This window comes from Alistipes sp. (assembly GCF_020026455.1).
GTDB lineage: Bacteria > Bacteroidota > Bacteroidia > Bacteroidales > Rikenellaceae > Alistipes.
Genome location: NZ_JAHHQJ010000001.1, coordinates 321526 through 342280 on the forward strand (window position 1 = coordinate 321526; position 20755 = coordinate 342280).

The window sequence follows — 20755 nt, forward strand, 5'->3', positions numbered from 1 at the left end:
TTTAGGGCCGGGGTTTCCCGGCCTTTTTTGTCTCTGGAGGCAGGGTGTGCGGGAAGAGTGTCGCACAGGGCGCATTATCCCCTCGGGCCGAAGATCCGGCCCGAGGTACCGGGGGCTTATTTCCCGATGCCGAAGTAGCGGAATCCCGCCGCTTCGACCTCCGGCTTGTCGAAAATATTGCGGCCGTCGACGACCACATTGCCCCGCATCGTTGCGCGCAGGAGCGTCCAGTCGGGCATGCGCAACTCCTTCCATTCGGTCAGCAGGGCTACGGCGTCGCTGTTTTCGGCGGCCCCGTACATCGTCTGGGCATAGCGGATCGGTAGCCGGGCCATCCGGCGGCGGCTTTCGGGCATCGCCACGGGGTCGTAGGCGTGCACCTCGGCTCCGGCTGCGAGCAGACGCTCGATTACCACCGCGGCCGGGGCTTCGCGCATGTCGTCGGTGTCGGGTTTGAAGGCCAGTCCCCAGATGGCGACGACCTTGCCCCGCAGATCGCCCAGCGCGGCCTGCAGTTTCTCGAAAACAACCTCTTTCTGCAATTCGTTGACCCGCTCGACGGCCTCGATGACCTGCATCGTGTAGCCGTGTTCCCGGGCCGTGTGGGCCAGGGCCTTCACGTCCTTCGGAAAACAGGAGCCGCCGTAGCCGCAGCCGGGGTAGAGGAACTTGTTGCCGATGCGGATGTCGGCGCCGATACCCTTGCGGACCATCTCCACGTCGGCACCCACGCGATCGCACAGGTTGGCGATCTCGTTCATGAACGAAATACGCGTCGCGAGCATGGCATTGGCCGCATATTTGGTCATTTCGGCCGAGGGAATGTCCATGAACAGCACCCGGAAATTGGTGATCAGGAACGGCCGGTAGAGCTTGGCCATCAATTTGCGCGCCCGTTCGCTGTCAACGCCGACGACCACGCGGTCGGGCGACATGAAGTCCTTGATCGCCGCTCCCTCCTTCAGGAATTCGGGATTCGAGGCAACGTCGAACGGGACCTTACAGCCGCGCTTGTCGAGCTCTTCCTCGATCACGGCGCGTACTTTCTGCGCCGTGCCCACGGGGACGGTGCTCTTGGTGACCAGCACGGTGTATTTCCTGATGTGGCGTCCGAAGGTGCGGGCTACTTCGAGGACGTATTGCAGGTCGGCCGAACCGTCCTCGTCGGGAGGGGTTCCGACAGCCGAGAAGACCACCTCGACATGGGGCAGGCATTGCGTGAGGTCGGTGGTGAAGTGCAGGCGCCCCGCCTCCACGTTGCGCCGCACGAGTTCTTCGAGGCCCGGCTCGTGGATCGGGATGATGCCCCCATTCAGGGCTTCGATCTTTGCGGCGTCTATGTCCACGCAGGTGATGTCGAGGCCCATTTCGGCGAAGCAGGCTCCCGATACCAGCCCGACGTAACCCGTTCCCACGATTGCGATTTTCATCATGATTGCTGGAGTTGTTTTTCGGAATGTAAAGATAGGCTTTTTTTCGGAATATACCCGTCGCAGTACGAAAAAGGGCGGTCCGAAGACCGCCCCTACGGTGTTTTATTCTCTGTGCCTGCACTATTCTCTGCGCCTGCATTGGGCGACGGCCTCCGCCAGCCTTGCGCAGGGGTCGCACTTCTCGTGCGAGTAGCCCTGTTTCATCTCCACGGGATCGCACAGGGGTTCCCACTTCATCTTCTGGGCGAACTCCGTGAGCAGACGCACCGCGGCGCCGGCCCAGCAGAACGAACCGACCCAGCCGAATTTGCGTTGGGGAATGCCGCGCGCGGCGAGGCTGTCGAGCAGCTGGGCCACGGGCGGGAGCAGGTTGCCGTTGTAGGTGGGGCTGCCGACGATCAGTGTGTCGAACCGGAAAACGTCGCGCAGGACAATCGACAGATCGGTGTGGGAGAGGTTGTAGACGCGGATGGGGCCGACCTGTCGCGAGGCCAGCTCACGCGCGATGTGCTCGGCCATCTGCTCCGTGTTGCCGTACATCGAGGCGTAGGCCACGACCACTCCCGGCTCGCCTTCGTAGCGGCTCAGGCGGTCGTAGATGTCCAGCACCTGTGCGATCTGCTGCTGCCACACGGGGCCGTGCGTCGAGCAGATCGTCCCGACGGGCAGCGTGCGCACCTTCTGGAGTGCTTTCTGCACGGGAGCGCCGTATTTGCCCACGATGCAGGAGTAGTAGCGGCGCATCTCGTCCCAGTAGCGGTCGGTCTCGACCTGTGAATCGGTGATGCCGCCATCGAGCGCCCCGAAGGCCCCGAAGGCGTCGCCGGAGAAGAGCGTCCGGTCCTCGGCGCACCATGTGACCATCGTCTCGGGCCAGTGGACCATCGGGATCATGTGGAACGACAGTGTCTTGCCGCCCAGGTCGAGCGTGTCGCCCTCCTTGACCTCGAGCGTGCCCCCGGCGATGCCGTAGAAGCCTTCGATCATCTGGAGGGCCTTGGCGTTGCTGACGATTTTGAGGTCGGGATAGAGGCGGCGCAGCGCCGTGATCGACGACGAATGGTCGGGTTCCATGTGGTTGACGACCAGATAGTCGATCTTCCGGTCTCCGATGGCCTTGCGGATGTTAGCTTCGAGGCGGCTGCCGAAGGCTTCCTCGACGGTGTCGATCAGGGCGATCTTTTCGCCTACGACCAGGTAGGCGTTGTACGTCACACCCATCGGAAGCGGCCAGAGGGCTTCGAAGAGGGTGGTGGTTCGGTCGTTGACGCCGACGTAATGGATGCCGGGATGTATTTCGGTAATTGCCATAAACGATTTTGTTTTGGTTCGCTACAAATTTACGAAAAATATTTTTCCGGTGCTACTGTCGGCTTTTTTATTGCTCCGGGAAGTTGCATGCGGGGAGCCTCTTCGGGGCGGCGGGGCCGTTGCGCGGAAACAAAAAGCCGCAACCCGGTGAAGGGTTGCGGCGCATGCCGGGCAGGGCGCGGCGGCTCAGAGGAACCGATGTTGATCTTCGGCCCTGCTGTGTTGGGCCTTATTTTTCTTCTTTATTTAGACTCGTCGACAGTCTGAACCGGGTTGGGGTTGTTCTTGCCCAAAAGAGCCTTGTTCTGCTGGACGGCATTCAGCGGGAATACGCAGTTCCACCAAGGAGCGCGGCCCTCTGTGGAGAGTTTGGCTCCCGGCGGGGCATTCGTCCCCTCCTTGCCGTTGTGCATGCCCATGTTCAGACGCTTCAGGTCGTACAGGATGACACCCTCGCCCCAGAACTCGATCCGCTTCTGGAAAATAATCTCCTCGATAAGTTTGTCGTCGGCAACCGAGACCGTATAGGACTTGTCTCTGTGGCTCATAAATGTCTGTAACAGCGATTTGCCGGCGGCTTTGTCGTAGTGTGCTGTAGCTTCTGCCTGGATCAGGTGCATCTCCTCGACGCGCATGATCGGGATGCTTGTCACGTTACCCGTAGAATAGTTCCGTTTTTCACCATTGGCTGCGTGGAACTTGAACGATGCATAGGCGGCGATCGTTTTGAACTCTTCCTCGGTCAGGGTCGTATAAGGTTGAATATCCTTAAACGAGCGGTCCTTTCCGACAAAACTCTTTTTGCGGAAGTCGCCTTCCGAAATGCGGTTGTAGTTGAATACCGAGATACCCGGCTGTGAGTTGTAACCGTAGCCCCAGATCGCCTCGGGCGTCATGTGGGCCGACCACGACAGCAGGTTGTTGAGCACCGTGTCGGTGGTCTGGATCATGGCCCACATCCACGACGAGTTGACCGTGTTGAACCCGGTTTTTGGGTCGAGCCACTGGTTTTCGGTCAGGATCGTGCAGCCCGATTTTTCGATGGCCTTATGGGCATATTCGGCAGCCATTTTGTAAGCGGCTTCGCCGGTCGGAATATCCGCATAGGATTCGTTGAATTGACCCAGCCAGAGGTAGGCGCGGGCCTTGAGTCCATAGATCACAGCCAGCGAGGGCAGGTTTTTCGTTGGCGGCGTATAGTCGGCCAGCAGAGTCTCGGCTGCGTTGAGATCCTCGAAGATGAACTTGAATATCTCCTCGCGCGATACGCGCGGGTTGTTCTCCAGTTGCTCCATGCTCGTATCTTCCCGGACGATGGGGACGGTCAGCCCTTCAACAGCTTTCAGCTCGGTCTCGTAGGAGGGGCGCTTGGGAGCCTTGGCCGGCAGTGCCTCGTAGAGGCGGGCCAGGTCGAGGTAGCAGAGAGCGCGGAAAGTCTTGGCGATACCCATCATTTCATTGGCATCTCCGATCTTCTTTGCGGCGTTGATGGCCTCATTGGCCGTGAAGATGAACTTGTAATAGTTGGTATAGAAGAACGGGGACATTCTGCCATTGGCAGCCAAGCCGGTTGATTTGCCCGGATAGAGCCAGGCCTGCCAACGGTCGTAGTACTGGTTGCCGCCCGGCAGGTTGCCGCTGACGGGGAATACCTCGCCGGCCATGCGGTCGGTGGCACCGAAGATACCCGGGTAGCCGAAGTCGATGTGCTCGCCGAGACTCATAAAGTTGGTAATGAGAACTGTCGGCATGGCTGTGATAAGACCACCCTGTGCGAACGGGGAATCGGTCGTCTGTTCGCTGGTGGCATATCCCCCCTCGGGGAAGGTCTCCTTGATACAGCCCGAAAGAAGTACGGCCGAACCGAGAAGAAGTGCCGCTGTTTTCAGTATGTTGTTCTTTTTCATGATATTCGTCGTTTAACAAATTAGAACGTTACGGTTACACCGCCCGAGAAGGTGCGGATCGGGGCGTAGTAGTAGGGGTTCGTGATTCCGTTGATGGCCTGACGCGGATCGAGACCCTGACGCTTGGACCAGTACCATACGTTGTCGCAGGCGAAGTAGATACGCAGATTCTCGACGAGGAATTTGCGCGTGATGCGCTTGGGAAGCGTATAGCCGAGCGTGATGTTCTGGATGTTCAGGTACGAGGCGCTGATGAGGAAACGGTCCGAGATGGCTGCCTGGTCCGTGTCGTCGTAAGCAAATCGCGGAATGTTCGAACCGGAGTTCTCGGGAGTCCACGAATTGAGCAGATCGTGGTGGTAGTTGTTGCCGGTCGACGTGCCTGACGGGGAGTTCATATAGAACCTGTAACCCTCGTCGAGAACTTGTCCGCCGAGCTGGTAGGTGAAGCCGATCGAGAAGTCGATGCCATGGAAGCGCAGCGACGTGCCGAAACCTCCGTAGACATCGGGCAGGGCGTCTCCGTGCATTTCGCGACCCTCCTGCGAGGCTACCGAGTAATCGGAGGTCTTGATGCGCTTCTTGGTGCCGTCCTCTTCGGTTTTGTAGGTGTACCACTGCGATTTTCCGGTCTCGGGGTCTACTCCCGCATAGGTCGGAACGTAGAACGAGAAGACGGATTCCCCTTCGGTGAGGAATTTGGTGCTCTGCCAGCGGCCTACGTGTTTGCCGTCGGCCGTGGTGTTGTTTTTGAACTGCTCCGGCAGGCGGGTCACCTCATTCTTGTAGTGGGTCATGTTGAGCGAGAAGTCCCACACCAGGTTTTTGGTCCGGATCAGGTCGGCGTGCAGCTCGATTTCGAAACCACGGTTGACCATGTCGCCGATGTTGGTGAAAATCGTCGTGTAACCTGCCTCGATCGGGGTGGCCAGTTCGAAGAGCATGTCGGTGGTCTTGCGGTTGAAGACATCGAGGCTACCCGACAGGCGGTTGTCCCAGAAGCCGAACTCTACGCCGACATTGAGGTTGGCGTTGGTCTCCCAGGTGATGTCGGGATTGCCTTTCTGGAAGAGGACGCTCGTAACGCCGTCGCCGCTGCTCAGGATTTCGCGGTAGTCGGTATAGCGGTAGTAGGATTCGGCCCGCGATCCGAGGTTGTCGTTACCCTGAGAACCGTACGATGCCTTGACCTTCAGCATGTTGACCCACGGTGCGTTGAACCAGCTCTCGCGGTTGATGATCCAGGCTGCACCGAGCGACCAGAAGTTACCCCAGCGGTGGTCGGGGTGGAAGCGCGACGATGCGTCGCGGCGGTACGAGCCCGAGAGATAGATGCGGTTGTCATAATCGTACTGTCCGCGGAAGAAGTAACCTTCGTTGTTGTACTCCAGAACCGACGAACCCGACCGCGACGAGTCGATGACTGCGCCGCTGAGCTCGGTGTTGTCCGGCGAGAACATCATGGTGCGCGAACCGTACAGACCGTAGGATTTGCGGTTGTACATTTCATGACCGAAGAGCAGGTCGAGGTTGTGGACCTCGGCGAAGGTGTTGTTGTAGGTCAGGAGCTGCTGCATGTTGTAGGCGATCTCCCGGCCGTGGCTCTTGTAGACAGAACCGCCCGATTCGGCGAACTGTCCGTAGTAGGGGTTCGACACATTCGTGCCGCGGGTCTCGTCGAGCGATACGCTGCCGTTGAGGGTCAGTTTCAGGCCCTTGTACAGGGAGAAGTCGGCAAATCCGTTGGCGATTAAGGCGTTGCCCTCGTTGATGTACTTGTTGAGCTGGATGTCCTGAAGGTCGTTGCTCTTGCCGCCGTTGGTGCGCAGTGCTCCGCCGTTGCGGCCGTCGCCGGTATCGTACATCTTGAAGCCGTATTTGTCGATCATGATCTTGCCGTTGCCGTCGCGCATGTAGACCGGATAGATCGGAGCCATGCGGATCGCCGTGGCAAATGCGTTTCCGCCGTCGGCATTACCTTCGCCCTGGCCTTCGCCGTCGGCATTGGGCTTGTTGCCGTTGTGCCAGACAAAGTGGGTGTAGGACATGTTACCGCCGACTTTCAGCCACTTTTTGGCCTGGTAGTCCGCGCGCAGGCGGGCGGTATAGCGTTCGCTGTTCGAACCGTCGACGATACCCGTGTTGTCCAGGTAACCGAGCGATGCGAAGAAATTGGCGCGGTCCGTTGCGCCGGAAACGTTGACGTTATACTCCTGACGGAATGCGGCCGATTTGTAGATTTCGTCGAGCCAGTTGTCGGGCTGCAGGTAGAATTTCTGTCCGTTGGAGTCGGTTACCAGACGGCCCTGCGTCGCACGCGGGTTGAGACGGCCGTTTTCGCCGATGAGGTTCTGGCCTTCGGGCACGGTGAAGACGTTGTAGCCTAGACCTCCGGGATCGTTCGAGGTCAGCAACTTGTTGGCCGAGGCGTAGGCATCCGCAGCAGATTGCTTCTTATTGAGCTTGTAATAGTTGTAGAGCGACTTGTGGTGCATCTCGTAGTATTCGCCCGCATCCTCCACGATGTCGTAGGTCTGCAGCGCACGGGTGTTGATGCCCCACTTGCCGTCGAAAGTCACGGTGGCCTCGCCGGCCTTCGCACGCTTGGTCGTGACCATGATGACGCCGTTCGCACCGCGGGCGCCGTACAGGGCGTTCGATGCGGCGTCCTTGAGAACGCTGATCGACTCGATGTCGGCGGCGTTGATGTTGTTGATGTCGCCTTCGTAGGGCACGCCGTCTACAACCCACAGCGGGTCGTTTTGGGCATTCATCGAACCGTAGCCGCGCACGTAAATCTTCTGGCCGGCACCCGGACGACCCGATGCGGCGGAGAACTGCACTCCGGCAATTTTGCCGACGAGGGCATCCCCGACGTTCGAAGACTGCGTCTTGATCAGATCATCGGATTTGATCACCTTCGCCGCACCGGTGAAGGCGTCTTTCTTGGCTGTACCGAAAGCCACTACGATCACATCGTCGATGTCCTGGGAGTCCTCTTTCAAGGTGATGCTGATCCGGGTCTTGCCTCCGATGGCCACCTTTTGGGTTTCATAGCCGATGAAGGATACGATCAGCGATCCGTTTTCGGGAGCCGCAATGGTGAAGCTACCGTCTCCGTTGGAGGTTGTGCCGACCTGCGTGCCGTCGACCATAACTGTCGCTCCGGCTACCGGTTTCCCGTCGGGACCGGTGACTGTACCGGAAATCTGCTTACTTTGGGCCAGAGAAAATAAAATCCCCCCCCCGAGTAACGCAATTAACGATAGTAGAATTTTTCTTCCCATAAGCGTTAATTTAAATAATTTTTTAAATAAAGTCTACAGGCAAATGTAATAAAATGTGGACTTGCATACAAATAAAATATTAAAATAATTTATCTGTATGACACATATATACCTGATTGGGTTATATTGCTTGCAATTTGGAAAAAAGCAGGGTTTTTGTGGTTGCAATTTGTAATCTGTGTTTTCGGGCGTTTCGGGCGAATGGGGAGCCGGGTGCTCTTTGGCACATGTGTGAATCGGCCTTCAAGAGCGTCCCCGGATGTTCTCTGGATCGGTGGCGCGACAGGGCGGAGCGGGCTTTTCGGCAGGAGGAGTTTCGGCGAGTTTTCGGGAAGAGGCAAGATCCGGGGGAGGGATGTGGTTTCGGCGAGGGTGGTTGGTGTGTTTTTGAGGTGTTTTGAGTTGCGGGGGCGGGTTCGGGAGAGGGGCTGTCAGAGGGAGCGAAGAGGTCGGGAAGCGATGGATTCGGTCGGAACGGGCGAGCGTTATTGGGGCGCAGGAATGATTTGCGGAAAAGGGGGGATGGGCGGAAGATGGAAAAAGGCGGAATCCGTTGCCGAATTCCGCCCTTTTCAAAAATAGGGATAACCGTGCGGTTACTTGATCTCGATGGGGGTGTCGAGGTCGGTGGGGAAGACCGGACCGCGGGTCTGACCGTCCATCTTGCCGGTTGCATCCTTGATGGTGTTGCCGTTCATGCCTTCGCTGTTGAGTTTGTAGTAGCACTCCAGACCTTCGGACTTGGGATCTACCGACAGCATGTTTTTCTGCAGCTGGTTCTCCGTGCGGGCAACGCTCCACAGACGTACCTCGGCCATCTTGCCGTTGAACGGACGCTCGCCCCACATGAAGCCGTCGACCTTGCCGATGAAGAATCCGCCGCCGCCGATGCCGTCACCGCCAATCATCAGCTCCTTGGATCCTGCGCTGCCTTCATTGACCTTGACGCCGTTTACATACATTCCGGCGAAGCCCGAAGCTGCATCGCGCACGAATGCCACATGGTACCATTGTTTGGTCTGCAATCCGTTGGGATTGTGGAACTGGACTTTACCTGCAATCTGGAGAAGATTGCGGGCAAGACCGCCGCCCTCGTCACCGATGCGTAGGATCAGCTCCCCCTCCTTGCCCATGACGGTGTTGTTGCCGTAGAAGTTGTCGACGTAGATCAGGGCCTCGTAGGTCAGCGACTTGAAGCCGCGGTCGCCGGGGATGGGTACATAGATGGCACTGTTGCTGAAGCGGGCCGCGTGGACCAGTCTCACCGGCTTGCTGATTACATAGTAGGTGATGTCGCCGCCGCTGATGATGGGGGCTGACGAGCTGGCGATACGAACGGGAAGTACATAGGTTTTGCCCTCCTCCACGGTGTTGAGGTTCGAGAGGGTGATGTTTACCTTGTCGGCATAGACCTTTTGCGCCTTGATTGCCGACTCCTTGACATTCATGGAGGCATGCTCCAGGTCGAAGAGCTTGTACTCGGTTCCGTTCTTGGCGTTGAACGCATCGACGGCCGCCTGATCGGCGAAGTCGTAGGTGAGCCGAACGTCGTTGGTCATCAGATTCGAAAGGCGGGCGCCGAGTTCAATGGCCATTTCATTGCTTTCGCCGATCTCCACACGGTATTCGTCGCTTTCGAAATATACTTTGGATTCCAGCAAATCGCCCTGCGTATCGTTGCACGAATACAAGGATACCGAGGCCGCGGCAAATGCCAGATATTTTAATATTCTATTCATTTTATTCGCTGTTTTTTAGGTGACAAATTACATGGTAGGCTTCTGGTTCTTTTTCCAGTCGTTGAATACCTGTTGGTTGATCTGGATTGCCTGACGCATCCATTTGTAGTCGGGTTTGTTGTCGTAGTCGTTATCGAAACGATAGGCTCCGACTCCGCCCTTGTAACCTCCGTGAGCTGCATCCGGCATCCATCTCGCCTGGTGGAGCAGGACACCGCCGTTGGCGAAGTTCGACTCGAAGTTGTCGGTAATAATCAGCTTCCGGTCGTTGCCGCCGGGTGCGCGGTAGGAGGGTTGTGCTCTGCCGTAGGCCTGCGTGATCCAATAATCGACATACTCCTCCATGTCGGCACCGAAGTAGTTGATCAGACCGTCGATGACCAGCAGCTTGTGCCCCTTGCCCTCGGGGTCGCTGGCCGGACCGATGTATTTGCCCATCTCCTTGACCAGCACCTTGATGGTGGTGCCGTCCAAAGAACCGTCGGAGTCGTTGAAGCCCATGCCCGGCTCCCAGTCGATGTCGAAACCGTCCCATTCGCCGGTTACGAGCGAGTCGCAGATGGCCTTGGCGAACTTGGCGTAGGCCGGAAGGTTCTTCTCGAGGTTATTGCTGGGGCTGTAACCCCAGAAATTCCAGCGTGCCTGCTTCTTGGCTTCGGCGATTTTGTGGTCGGGCCACTTCTCCTCTTCGGCCTGTCGGTAGATGTCTGTGTAGATCGATTCGGGGGTGCGGCCCTTGCCGATGTGCGAGAGCAGGCTTACCTCCAGCAGCTTGATGCCCTTCACCTTCTGGACAAATTCCTTGTCGGCCTTCTGCTCGGGGGTGATCTGCGATGCGCTGGGTGCGCCGCTCCACATGGAGACGATGTCGATCGAGTCGGGCATGGAGCTCAGATAACCTCTGCGCATGGTGCCCGTGGGCGACCAGTTGGAGAACCATCCGAAGGCTACGGGACGAGCGTAGTTTGCGGCCGAGGCGTGGTACTCGCGCAATTTGGCATAATACTCTTCGCTGCCGGGAGCTCCGGTGTTGTAGCCGCCGATGTGCTCGATCTGTATGTTCTCCACATCGGTGCAGCTTGTGAGAATCATACCTGCAAGGGGCAGCGAGTATAATAATTTCTTGATGATATTCATAATCTTGGTATTTGCTGTTTCGGGTTATGCTATTCTGTTACTTCTTTGCCCACCAAAGGTTGGTCGCGCCGTTGTCGAGGCCGCCCAGCTTCTGCACGGCGTCGTCGTAGATCTCCTGTCCCTCGGAGGTTTGGTAGAAACTCTCGGGGTACTTCATGCGGCGGATTCCGTCGGTCGAGGTGATGCCGATCGAGGATCCCCGGTTCTCCACGACGGGGTTCATCTTGGGATAGCCGGTTCTTCTGAAGTCGGTCCATGCCTCATGTCCGTTGGGGAACATGGCAAGGTACTTCTGGATCATGATCTTTTCGAGTTTTTCCTCTTCGCCGCCATCGAAGCTGGTCGTGGCGTGGGAGGGAACCGCAAAGTCGCAGTTGCCTTCACCCGAGAGGGAGTGCTTCATGGGGCGCTTGCCCGACATCAGATACTGCTCGGCACCCGACACGCCGTTCTCCTCGAACGACATCTTGACACCGGCTTCGTAGTTGGTTTTCGCGTCGCCGAACTTGCCGCCCCACTTCAGAGCCGCCTCGGCCTTGAGGAACAATACCTCGGAGGTGCGCAGCCAATAGGTCGGGGTGCTCGATGTGAAGTTGGGCAGCGAGCACTCCTTGTAGGCCTTGAGACCGCCTTTGGTGTGGCCCGAGGGCACTGCCATATACTTCTGTCCGTCGTATGCCTTCACGGCGTTGGGGTTCTCGGCCGGCAGGAAATATTTGCTCAGGCGGGGGTCCTCATAGCCCATCAGATAGGAGTAGATGGTCGAACCCATGCGTGCCTCGCCGTATTTGGTGGCCAGCCACTCCACGTTGTTGATGAAGTTCATGCCTGCACCTGTCGCCATCTTGGCTTCGTCGTCCTTCGAGGTCATCACACCGATGCCGTCCAGTGACTTCTCGGCATACTGCTTGGCCTTTTCGGGGCTGGCGCTGCTGATGCGCATGGCCAGACGCAACATGAGGGAGTTGGCATACTTCACCCATTTTTTCGCGTCTCCTCCGTATACGGCGTCGTATTTGGGCATGATGGCGATGCCGTTCTCGGCATAGTCCTTCAATGTCCCGATCGCGGCGGAGAGATCTTCCAGCATTTGGGTGTAGACCTCTTCCTCGGAGTCGAAGAAGATCTTCATGGTGTTGTCGGCAGCGTGGGAGTAGGGGATGGGACCGAAGGTGTCGACAGCCTTGTGCCATGCCGAGATCTTGAGGATCTGTGCCAGGGCGTACACCTCGGGGGTCTTGTTCTGCTCCGACGAAGCCTTCAGGCGCTTCCACGGGTCGAGCGATTTGGTGTAGGCCCAATCGTAGGTCGAGGCCACCCAGCCGTCCTTGAGGTAATAGCAGGGGTGGGAGTTACCGCCGTCCCAAGTGTTGGCCTCGCCGAAATAACCGCTCCAGATGTCGGCCGACAGGTGGTAGGCTACCTGGTAGGCATTGATGATATCGGTATCGTCGGCCTGGGTTCCTACCGGAAATACGTTCTTTTCCAGGGAGAGGACCATGCCGCCGACTGCGATGTTGTCGCGGATGCTCTCCTCATCGGTAACTTCAAAGGGGTTGGTATTGATCTGCTCATAGTCGCAGGCCGCAAGCAGCGAAGCTGTGCATACGCCTGCCATGAGTATATATCTGTTGATGTTTTTCATGGTTGTCGCGTTCTACAATTTAAACTTGATTGAGAATCCATAGCTGCGCACACTGGGCTGCATGAAGTAGTCGTTGCCCTGGCCGTAGGTGGCGGTCGAAGGGGTGAGTTCGGGATCGAACGGTGCCTCGCAGTAGATCATCCAGGGGTTGTTGGCGATGAACGAGATGGTGAGATCCTTCACTACGTTGCGGAACCACTTGTTAGGCAGGGTGTAGCTCAGGGTCAGCTCTTGCAGGCGGATGTTGGTTGCGCTGTAGGTGTAGTAGCCCGAAGTCTGGTAGTCGCCCGTACCGATCATCTGGTAGTAGGTCTTGGCATCGACGCGACCCTGACCGGGAAGCAGTGCACCGCCGGCCAGACGGTCGTCGCCCGAACGCTTCGATACACCGAACTTGTCGAGGATGGCCTCGGTCGACGAGGTGACGACGCCTCCGACGCGTGCCGTGAACAGGAAGCCCAGGCTCACGCCCTTATAGGAAATGGCGTTGTTCCAGCCCATGTTGTACTTGGGTGCGGTCGAGCCGAGGTAAACGGGCTCGCCGGCCTCCAGGGAATAGGTTCCGTCGCTCTTGATCTCCACGAAGCCCTGGCTGTCCTTCTTGAAGAAGGTGTTGGCATAGATGTCGTGGATGCTGCCGCCCTCCTTGAGGATGACGCGTCCCTTGTCCTTCAATACCTGGGGAATGTTGATGGGGTCATCCATCAGACCGGTCTTGTAGTTGCTGACCATCTCCTTGATCTCGTTGACGTTACGCGAGTAGGTGAAGGTCGACGAAAGGGCGAGACCCGACTTGAAGCGGTTGTTGTAGTTGACCATCACCTCCCAACCGCGGTTCTCCACGTCGCCGGCCTGAAGGTAGATCTTCTTATAGCCCGTGAACTCGGGGAGGTCGCCCAGGAAGGTCTGGTTCTTGGTGTTCGAGTGGTAGTAGGTTACCTCGGCATTGAAGCGGTTCCACAGACGCAGGCTCAAACCGAACTCGTAGGAATTGGTACGCTCGGCCTTGAAGTCGGTGAAGGGATAGATGTCGGTGGGCTTCAGTGCGCCGCCGACGATGGGCGTGGTGACGGTGCCGGGGGTCAGGCCCGAGCGCGAGACGGGGGCGCCCACCTGGGTGAACGAGCCTCTTAGCTTGAGGAGCGAAACCCATTCGGGCATGTTGATCATCTCGGAGAGCAGGGCTGACAGTCCGACCGAAGGATAGAAGAACGACTCCTCCTTGGTGTTCACCAGACGCGAGTTCCAGTCGTTGCGGCCGGTGAGCGTCAGGTAGAGCATGTTCTTCCAGCCCAGCTCCACGTTGGCGAAGATGGCGTGGTTGCGGACGCGCGAATCACCGCCCGCCTCGTCGGGACGGCCGTTGGCCGGGTCGATGTTGGTGGCCGAGAACTTGTTGGCCACGCCCAGCAGGCGACCCTTGTAGCCTCGTTCGAGCGACCAGAAGTTCGAGTAGCTCCAACCCACGTTGGCCGAAATCGACCAGTTGTCCCACAGTTTGTTGATGTTGACCATGGCGTCGGCATACTCCTGGCGGTCGTCGTAGTTCTGATAGCCGTAGAAACCCTTGTCGCTACCCTCGGTGAAAACCTCGTGGGACGAAGCATAGAGTTTGCGTTCCGACTTGATCTTGCTGTCGTCCATTCTGTAACGAGCCGATACGTTCAGCCAGTCGGTGATCTTGTAGGTCAGGCCCACGTTGAACATGTAGCGGCTCTTTTCGTGGGTGACGATGTTGCGGAAGGCCGTCCAGTAGGGGTTTTGGTTGGCATAGACGCGGTCGGCCACGGGCCAGTACATCACGGGGATGTTGCGGGTGGCGTCGTAGCGCTCGAAGCTCTTGATGGCCTCGAAGTTCTCGCCGCGCGGGAAGAGGTAGGCTGCCATCACGGGGTTCCAGTACTGACCCTGCGATACCATGTTGGTGTCCTCCTGCTTGATGTACGAAGCTCCGAGGTCGAGCTTGAGTTTGTCCTTTGCGAAGGTCGACGTGTTGCGGATCGTGAAGTTCAGACGGTCGTAAGAGTTGTTGGGAACGATACCGTCGGAATTGGTCGACGAGAACGACGCGAAGGTCTGGTTTTTGTCGTTTCCGGTAGTGAGCGTGATGGCGTTGATGAAGTTCATCCCGGTGTTGAAGAAGTCTTTCTTGGGGTCGTAGCCGGTGGGGGCGGCCATCTTGTCGCCCCAGCTCTCGTAGGCGCCGGCCTTGTTACCGTAGATCGTCTGGAACTCGGGGGTCATGTAGGCCTTCGAGAACTCCGACGACGAGGAGAACGAGACCTGGAGCTTGCCCTCGCGGCCTTTCTTGGTCGTGATGAGGATGACGCCGTTTGCTGCGCTGCTGCCGTAGAGTGCGGCGGCCGAAGGACCGCTCAGCACGGAGATGGACTCGATATCTTCGGGGTTGAAGTCGGCGATACCCTCCGAGCCGGCCTTGCCCTCGCCCATGATGCCGCTGTCGGCACCTACCGAGGTGTTGAACAGGGGAATACCGTCGATTACGTAGAGTGCGTTGTTGTCGCCCTCGATCGACTTGGCTCCGCGCATGACCACACGGGTCGAACCGCCGACGCCGCTGGCGCTCTTGTTGATGTTCACACCGGCGATCTTACCGTTGAGCGAGTTGACGAAGTTGGCGTTTTTTACGGTGGTCAGCTCCTCGGCCTTCACCTGCTGTACGTTGTACGAAAGGGCCTTCTCCGAGCGCTTGATACCTAGTGCGGTTACGACTACGGCATCGAGTGTCGCGTTGTCCTCGGCGAGCTGGATGTCGACGACGGTCTGGCCTCCGAGGGTGATTTCCTGGGTCTTGTAGCCGATGTAGGAGAAGATGAGGGTGTTGCCCTTCTGGGCGTTGATGGTATAGTGGCCGTCGAGATCGGTGGTTGTACCGATGGTGGTACCCTTGATGGATACGTTTACGCCGATAAGAGGTTGGTTGGCATTGTCGACAACCGTACCGGTCACACTGGCCTTGTTATCTTGTGTCTGGGCATCATAAGAGGTGGCTGCGTAGGCATTTCCCCCCCCCATAACAAGCAACAATACACTGAACATGAGGCATAAGCCCTTTAAAGTCAGATTGTTTTTCATTCGTTGGTTGGTTTGTGATTAATAATTTAGGTTTCGATGCGGCTGTCGATGGCGACGGGACGCATCGGAGGTTGTTTTTTAGGTTTTCTATGAATTCATAAGCATTTTGTGTGTTTTGGCTTAGGCTTTTTTCAAAAAAGCCTGTCAAAGATAATGAATTTATCAGATAAAGGAAATTTTTGCGGAATTATTCGATGGCAATTCGGCAAAATTCGGGAGCGAAAATAAATTGTAAAATTTTTTAATTTATAGGCTGTTTTCGTGTCCGACGCGGTGTGTCGATTAAATGACCGGAAACCATTGTGTTGTGGCGTCGGGCGGGCGATAGGGCGGGAAACGATATTTATAAAATATTTAAAAAACAAAGAGGGCTCTTTGTCGTTCGGGGGCCGGGATGGACGAATGCGGTTCTCGGTTGGGCCGTCATGTCAGGGGTTCGGGAGCTTGCAGACCGGATAAAAAAAGACTCACCCTGAGTGCGCTGTTCTTCGGGAAGCGGGGTGAGTCTGGTGCCCTGTGGGGCAATGGGCTGTCGGCTGCGGACTGTTACCAGCGGAACTGAAGGTAGACGCGGTAGCCGCTGCTCTTGATTTTGGCGCTGCTCAAATCGAGGTCGCCCGTGAAATTCTTGTATTTGCAGTCGCCGAAGCTGGCCTCGAAGCCGCAACCGATAACTCCGTAGCTGAACGATGCTCCCGTGCGGAACTGGGTCGAATAGTTGCCCATGTAGCTGCCGTCGGTATAGATGGACGAGAAGGTGGGGGCATAGCGGAAGTAGGCGGCAATGGTGAAGCGGCGCCCGGGGGTCAGCGTCACCGAGGGGCCGATCTGCCAGCCGTAGTCGATCCTGTGTAGTTTGTAGTCTCCCGATTCGTCCGATTCATCCGATTCGGACGGGTAGTCCGGGTAGTCCGGGTAGTTCGGGGTGGCGGATTCATCCGATTCGAAAGAATTGAACGAGCCGGCGTCGTTGTAGGAGAACTGTGCGTAGTTCAGGTCGAGGAAGCTGACGTCGAGACCTATGTTTATAATGCGCGCGATGGGCTTGCGGTGGAACATATAGGTGCGGCCGCGGACAATCGATGCTCCCCAGTCGCTTTTGAATTTGGCGTCGGCCTCGACGAGGGTGATCATTTCTTCCATGCCGTCATCCATGAGGATGTCGCCCTTGGGGGACATCTCCGTGGAAACGTAGCTGATGTTGAAGAATTTTTTGCGCACGCGCTTGTCGGGTTGCAGGCTCGTCGAGTCGCTTTTCTGCGCAAAGGCGCTTCCCGTGGAAAAAAGAATGGCTGCGATGAAAAATAAAATCTGTTTCATGTAAATAAATTGTTTGTTATCAGTAGTTGGTGTATTTGATTTGGAAGATGCGGGGATTCGAACGGTTTGTCTCGCCCGATTCGTTCAGTCTGTACTTGAAGGCTTTGGTGATGTGGTCCTCTTCGAACGAGTACTCCGCGTCGAAATCATCCTTGCCAGACCATTGGGAATCGCCTCTTTCACTTTGTATGAAACCGCGGCTTCGGACGCCCAGGAGACCTGCCCATATCAGTGATTCGTCCCACGAAATCATATCGGCTTCCACGATGCACTGGCTGTCCAGATTTTCAAGGTTATGCCTGCCGGTATAGGTAAACCGGGTGTTGGTTTTCTCGCCCTCCGAATTGCCATAACGGACCTCCACGAGATTGCCGTTCTCCCATAGGTACTCTTCCCATTCATTCTGCTTGTCTGCGCGGATCAGATGGTTCTGGGAGTCGTATTTAAAAGTGGTGGTATACGATTCATAAGTGGAGAAGTACGTTTTTTCCATCCGTTCGGCATAGCCTGCATCGTTGAGCATGACCGTAAGGCGAGTCTTGTTTTCGGGACAGTCAATCCGCACGATGTTGTTGTCGTATTCGTACACGTATGTTGTATTGGCTGTCTCGAGTTTATTTCCTGTCCCATTCGGATCGCTAATGATGTCGTGGTAGCGAATCAACCGGCCCTTTTCGTCATACTCCAGAGAGGTCCGGCGTCCTTCCACGCCGCCGGCGAAATAAGCATACACTTCCGAAATCAGCCATCTTACAGGTTGCAACTCGCCTCCGCCGGGCGACTCGCCTTCATCGGGAATCTCGCCTTCTTCGGTCTTGCTTCTCTGCTCGATGGTAATCCTGATCTTCGTCGAGCCGCACTCGATTATAATGGTTGCCTTGCGGTTGTTGCCCGTGGTGTTTACCTCGATGTTAAGCTCAATCGTGTAGTTGCCGGCCTCGTCGCCGTGATCCGGAGATACCGTCACCCACGACGGACTGCCGGCGCGGGTTTCGGCAACCGTGGCGCGCCACGGACCTGTCGTCGAGAACGAAATGCCCTCGGAGGGTGTGCCCGATGTTTCATCGGCGAAAATCGTGTATTTTTTCGGCGTGCCGGGGCTCAGTCGGATGTCCTTGCCGCCATCGCTGTCGTCGGAACAGCCTGCTAAAGCCGCCGCCGCAAACAGAAAAGCAAAAATACGTTTCATCTTATTTTATTAGGTGTGTTTTTTCTTGAGAACGGGTGAAAACCGCTGCCGCCGGGATGCCGAAGCTCCCGGCGGCAACGGTGCAAATCATTCGGCGTAGGTGATTACGGCTTCGAAGCTCTTGTATTTTTCTACCATGTCTCCGCGGGACTCCTGCATTATCTGTGTAATCTTCGTCGGAAGACCGTCGGCATCGGTTTCGTAGGTGTATTCGAAGACACGATCACTAGAACCATCGATTAACGGCGATTCGGTAACTTTCCTGGCCATGTGCTCCGACCGTTTGCCCGTAAGGCCGATCAGCGAGAAGATATTATTTCCTCCATCTCCCGTAGCAAAACACCAGCCTTCAGACGCTGATAGTACAAAAAGCCAGTTCAGGTCGAGGTTGGTCTTGTTGAGGACCGTTCCGTAACTTGCCTTGTCGATTATGTCTCCTTTATTATCGGGATTATAAGTACCTTCGTTATAGCCCCACCACACTTCGGTCGGGTTGTTTCCGGTCCACGTAATACGCATTTCTCCATCCTCGGTAGAAATGCTTTTTACCAAACGGCCTTCGGTGTTGTAAAACAGTTTATAAGTGTCATAATACCGAGTCCATTGTTCCGTGCCGTTTACATACTCTTTGTCATAAGAGATATATTCGCCCGACACGGCACGTCCCGATTCGTCCAACTCGACCGAGCCCGAAGTCTTGTAGGGATCGGCCACGCCGTCCTCTTCTTCTGTTATTTCGTAGGATACCTTTCGGTCGCCATAAGTAAGAAGGGCGGTTATTCTCTCAAGGCTCAGATCTCCTCGGGTGGAAGCTGGCACAGCGGAAAACTGTCTGCGGATGAAAGGAGTTGACTGTGGTTTTTCAGGTTCGACTACCTCGTTGTAACTTTCCGAAACGATCTTCGTCAGCCGGTTATTTTCATCGTAAAAGAAACTATACTCATCCGCGATATCGATTTCGGGTTGCGAGTTACCATTATACCAATAGGTCGTCTTTATCTGGGAAATCAGCTTCTTGCTTTGGGGTTCGGGGGAGGGCTCGTTGCCGAGGACGGTGACCGAGCAGGATGCCCAGACCTCCTTGTTCGAAGAAGAGGTTGCCGTGACGGTTGCCGTTCCGGCGTCCACAGCGGTTATTTCTCCGGTCAGGGGGTTGACATCCGCGACCTTCGGGTTGCTGCTCGACCAGACTACCGATTTGATCGTGGCATTGGTCGGTTTTACGGTGGCGGTCAGCGTTGCTTTGGCTCCTTTATTCAGCGAGAGCTGGGTTTTGGAGAGCGAGATCTCGGTCACCTTGACCGGGGGCTCGTTCTGCTCCCCGTCCTGCTTGGTTCCCTCCTGCACGACGGTTACAGTGAATGTATTGTCTCCGGACCGGATGGTGATCGTGGCCTCGCGCCGCTGTCCGGTGTAGTTCTGGTCGACTTCGATGCGGAGCGTGATTGTTCCGGGTCCGCCGCTGTATGCCTCCCGGTCGCCGATATAGAGCCTGAGCCACACCACCTTGTTGCCGCTGTCGTCGGCTGCGCGGGTGATGGATTGGGCTTGTGCTGCTGACCGCGGGGTCGCTTCGGTTACGGTCGCCGTCCACGGGGCATCGGCCGTGAACGAAAAACCGTTGCCCGTGGTTTCGTTGTCGGCAAAGGCCTTCTGGGTGAGTTGTTCCTGGGGCGGCGGAATGAGCGTTCCGCCCTCGTCGTTGTCCTTGTCGCATCCGACGAACATGGATACAACCGAAAGCATCAGTAAAGGCAAAAGTTTTTTCATGGTATCAATTTTTGATGTTTTATATAATAGGTGTAGCCCTACAAAACTCGTTCAAGCGGGCATGAAGCAGGAGTCGGCAGGAGGCTGCCGACATGTCCCGCACAGACAGCAGGCTGTCCATGCAGAGCATATCGGCAATCACTCCTCCCTGAAAGAGTTATTTTTGATGGGAAAGGGTCTTGTGCTGCCGTCGGGATGCCGAAGCTCCCGGCGACGGTGGTGCAAATCATTCGGCATAGGTGATTACGGCTTCGAAGCTCTTGTATTTTTCTACCTTGCCTCCGTAGGTCTTCTTCGTTATCCGCGTTATCTTTGTCAGAAGACCGTCGGCATCGGTTTCGTAGGTGTATTCGTAGACACGCTCCCCATCAGCATAGATTAACGGGGATTCGGGAACTTCCCTGGCCATGTGCTTCGACCGTTTGCCCGTAAGGCCGATCAGCGAGAAAAGATCATCACTATCTCCCGTAACATAACGCCAGTCTTCAGACCCTGATAGTACAAAAATCCAGTTCAGGTCGAGGTTGGTTTTGTTGGGGGCCGTTCCGTAGCTTGCCTTGTTGGTGCTTTCATCGCTTGTTCCATCATCCCAAACTTTGAACGACCATACTTCGGTCGGGTTGCCTTCTGTCCACGTAATACGTGTCTCGTCTGTATGATGATACCCTCCCTGGTTTTGGTAGTTTGAAACAAGTTTCTTCAGATAGCCTTCGGTGTCGTAAAAAAGTTTGTACGAATCGGAGGTCGGAATCGTATCATCATATTTTTCATAAAAAGCATATTCGCCCGACACGGCACGTCCCGATTCGTCCAACTCGACCGAGCCTGTATCCTTGCGGGGATCGATCCCGTCCTCGTCTTGGCGCGTTATTTCGTAGGATACCTTCTGGTCACCATAAGTGAAAAGGACGATCTCTTTCG

12 protein-coding genes are annotated in these 20755 nt (G+C 56.3%); all 12 read right to left on the minus strand.

All coding sequences use genetic code 11. The features are described 5' to 3' along the window. Positions 1–116 precede the first annotated feature (116 nt). A complete protein-coding gene (locus QZ460_RS01235; protein ID WP_290539780.1) occupies positions 117–1430 on the minus strand; it encodes a UDP-glucose/GDP-mannose dehydrogenase family protein in 1314 nt (437 codons plus the stop codon). A 123-nt stretch (positions 1431–1553) separates the two neighbouring features. After that, positions 1554–2744 carry an FprA family A-type flavoprotein gene (locus QZ460_RS01240; RefSeq protein ID WP_290539765.1) on the minus strand — a complete coding sequence of 397 codons (1191 nt, stop codon included), beginning with the start codon at positions 2742–2744 and terminating at the stop codon, positions 1554–1556. Between the two features lie 242 nt (positions 2745–2986). Beyond that, a complete protein-coding gene (locus QZ460_RS01245; protein ID WP_290539766.1) occupies positions 2987–4651 on the minus strand; it encodes a RagB/SusD family nutrient uptake outer membrane protein in 1665 nt (554 codons plus the stop codon). A gap of 20 nt (positions 4652–4671) precedes the next feature. Next, on the minus strand, positions 4672–7938 hold the full coding sequence (locus tag QZ460_RS01250) for a TonB-dependent receptor (RefSeq protein ID WP_290539767.1): 3267 nt from the start codon (positions 7936–7938) through the stop codon (positions 4672–4674). A gap of 596 nt (positions 7939–8534) precedes the next feature. Further along, positions 8535–9677, minus strand: coding sequence for a DUF1735 and LamG domain-containing protein (locus QZ460_RS01255; protein ID WP_290539768.1), 1143 nt, complete (start codon positions 9675–9677; stop codon positions 8535–8537). A 27-nt stretch (positions 9678–9704) separates the two neighbouring features. Next, entirely contained in the window at positions 9705–10814 is a 1110-nt protein-coding gene (locus QZ460_RS01260) for a glycoside hydrolase family 18 (protein ID WP_290539769.1), read from the minus strand. Positions 10815–10851: 37 nt separating this feature from the next. Beyond that, a complete protein-coding gene (locus QZ460_RS01265) occupies positions 10852–12459 on the minus strand; it encodes a SusD/RagB family nutrient-binding outer membrane lipoprotein (RefSeq protein WP_290539770.1) in 1608 nt (535 codons plus the stop codon). Between the two features lie 12 nt (positions 12460–12471). After that, on the minus strand, positions 12472–15555 hold the full coding sequence (locus QZ460_RS01270) for a SusC/RagA family TonB-linked outer membrane protein (protein ID WP_290539771.1): 3084 nt from the start codon (positions 15553–15555) through the stop codon (positions 12472–12474). A gap of 546 nt (positions 15556–16101) precedes the next feature. Beyond that, entirely contained in the window at positions 16102–16875 is a 774-nt protein-coding gene (locus QZ460_RS01275) for a hypothetical protein (RefSeq protein WP_290539772.1), read from the minus strand. Positions 16876–16894: 19 nt separating this feature from the next. Then, positions 16895–18064: a DUF4595 domain-containing protein gene (locus QZ460_RS01280; protein WP_290539773.1), complete on the minus strand. Its 1170-nt coding sequence runs from the start codon at positions 18062–18064 to the stop codon at positions 16895–16897. A gap of 87 nt (positions 18065–18151) precedes the next feature. Further along, on the minus strand, positions 18152–19834 hold the full coding sequence (locus QZ460_RS01285) for an Ig-like domain-containing protein (protein WP_290539774.1): 1683 nt from the start codon (positions 19832–19834) through the stop codon (positions 18152–18154). Positions 19835–20060: 226 nt separating this feature from the next. After that, a partial coding sequence (locus QZ460_RS01290) for a DUF4595 domain-containing protein (RefSeq protein ID WP_290539775.1) occupies positions 20061–20755 on the minus strand: 695 nt, incomplete at its 5' end.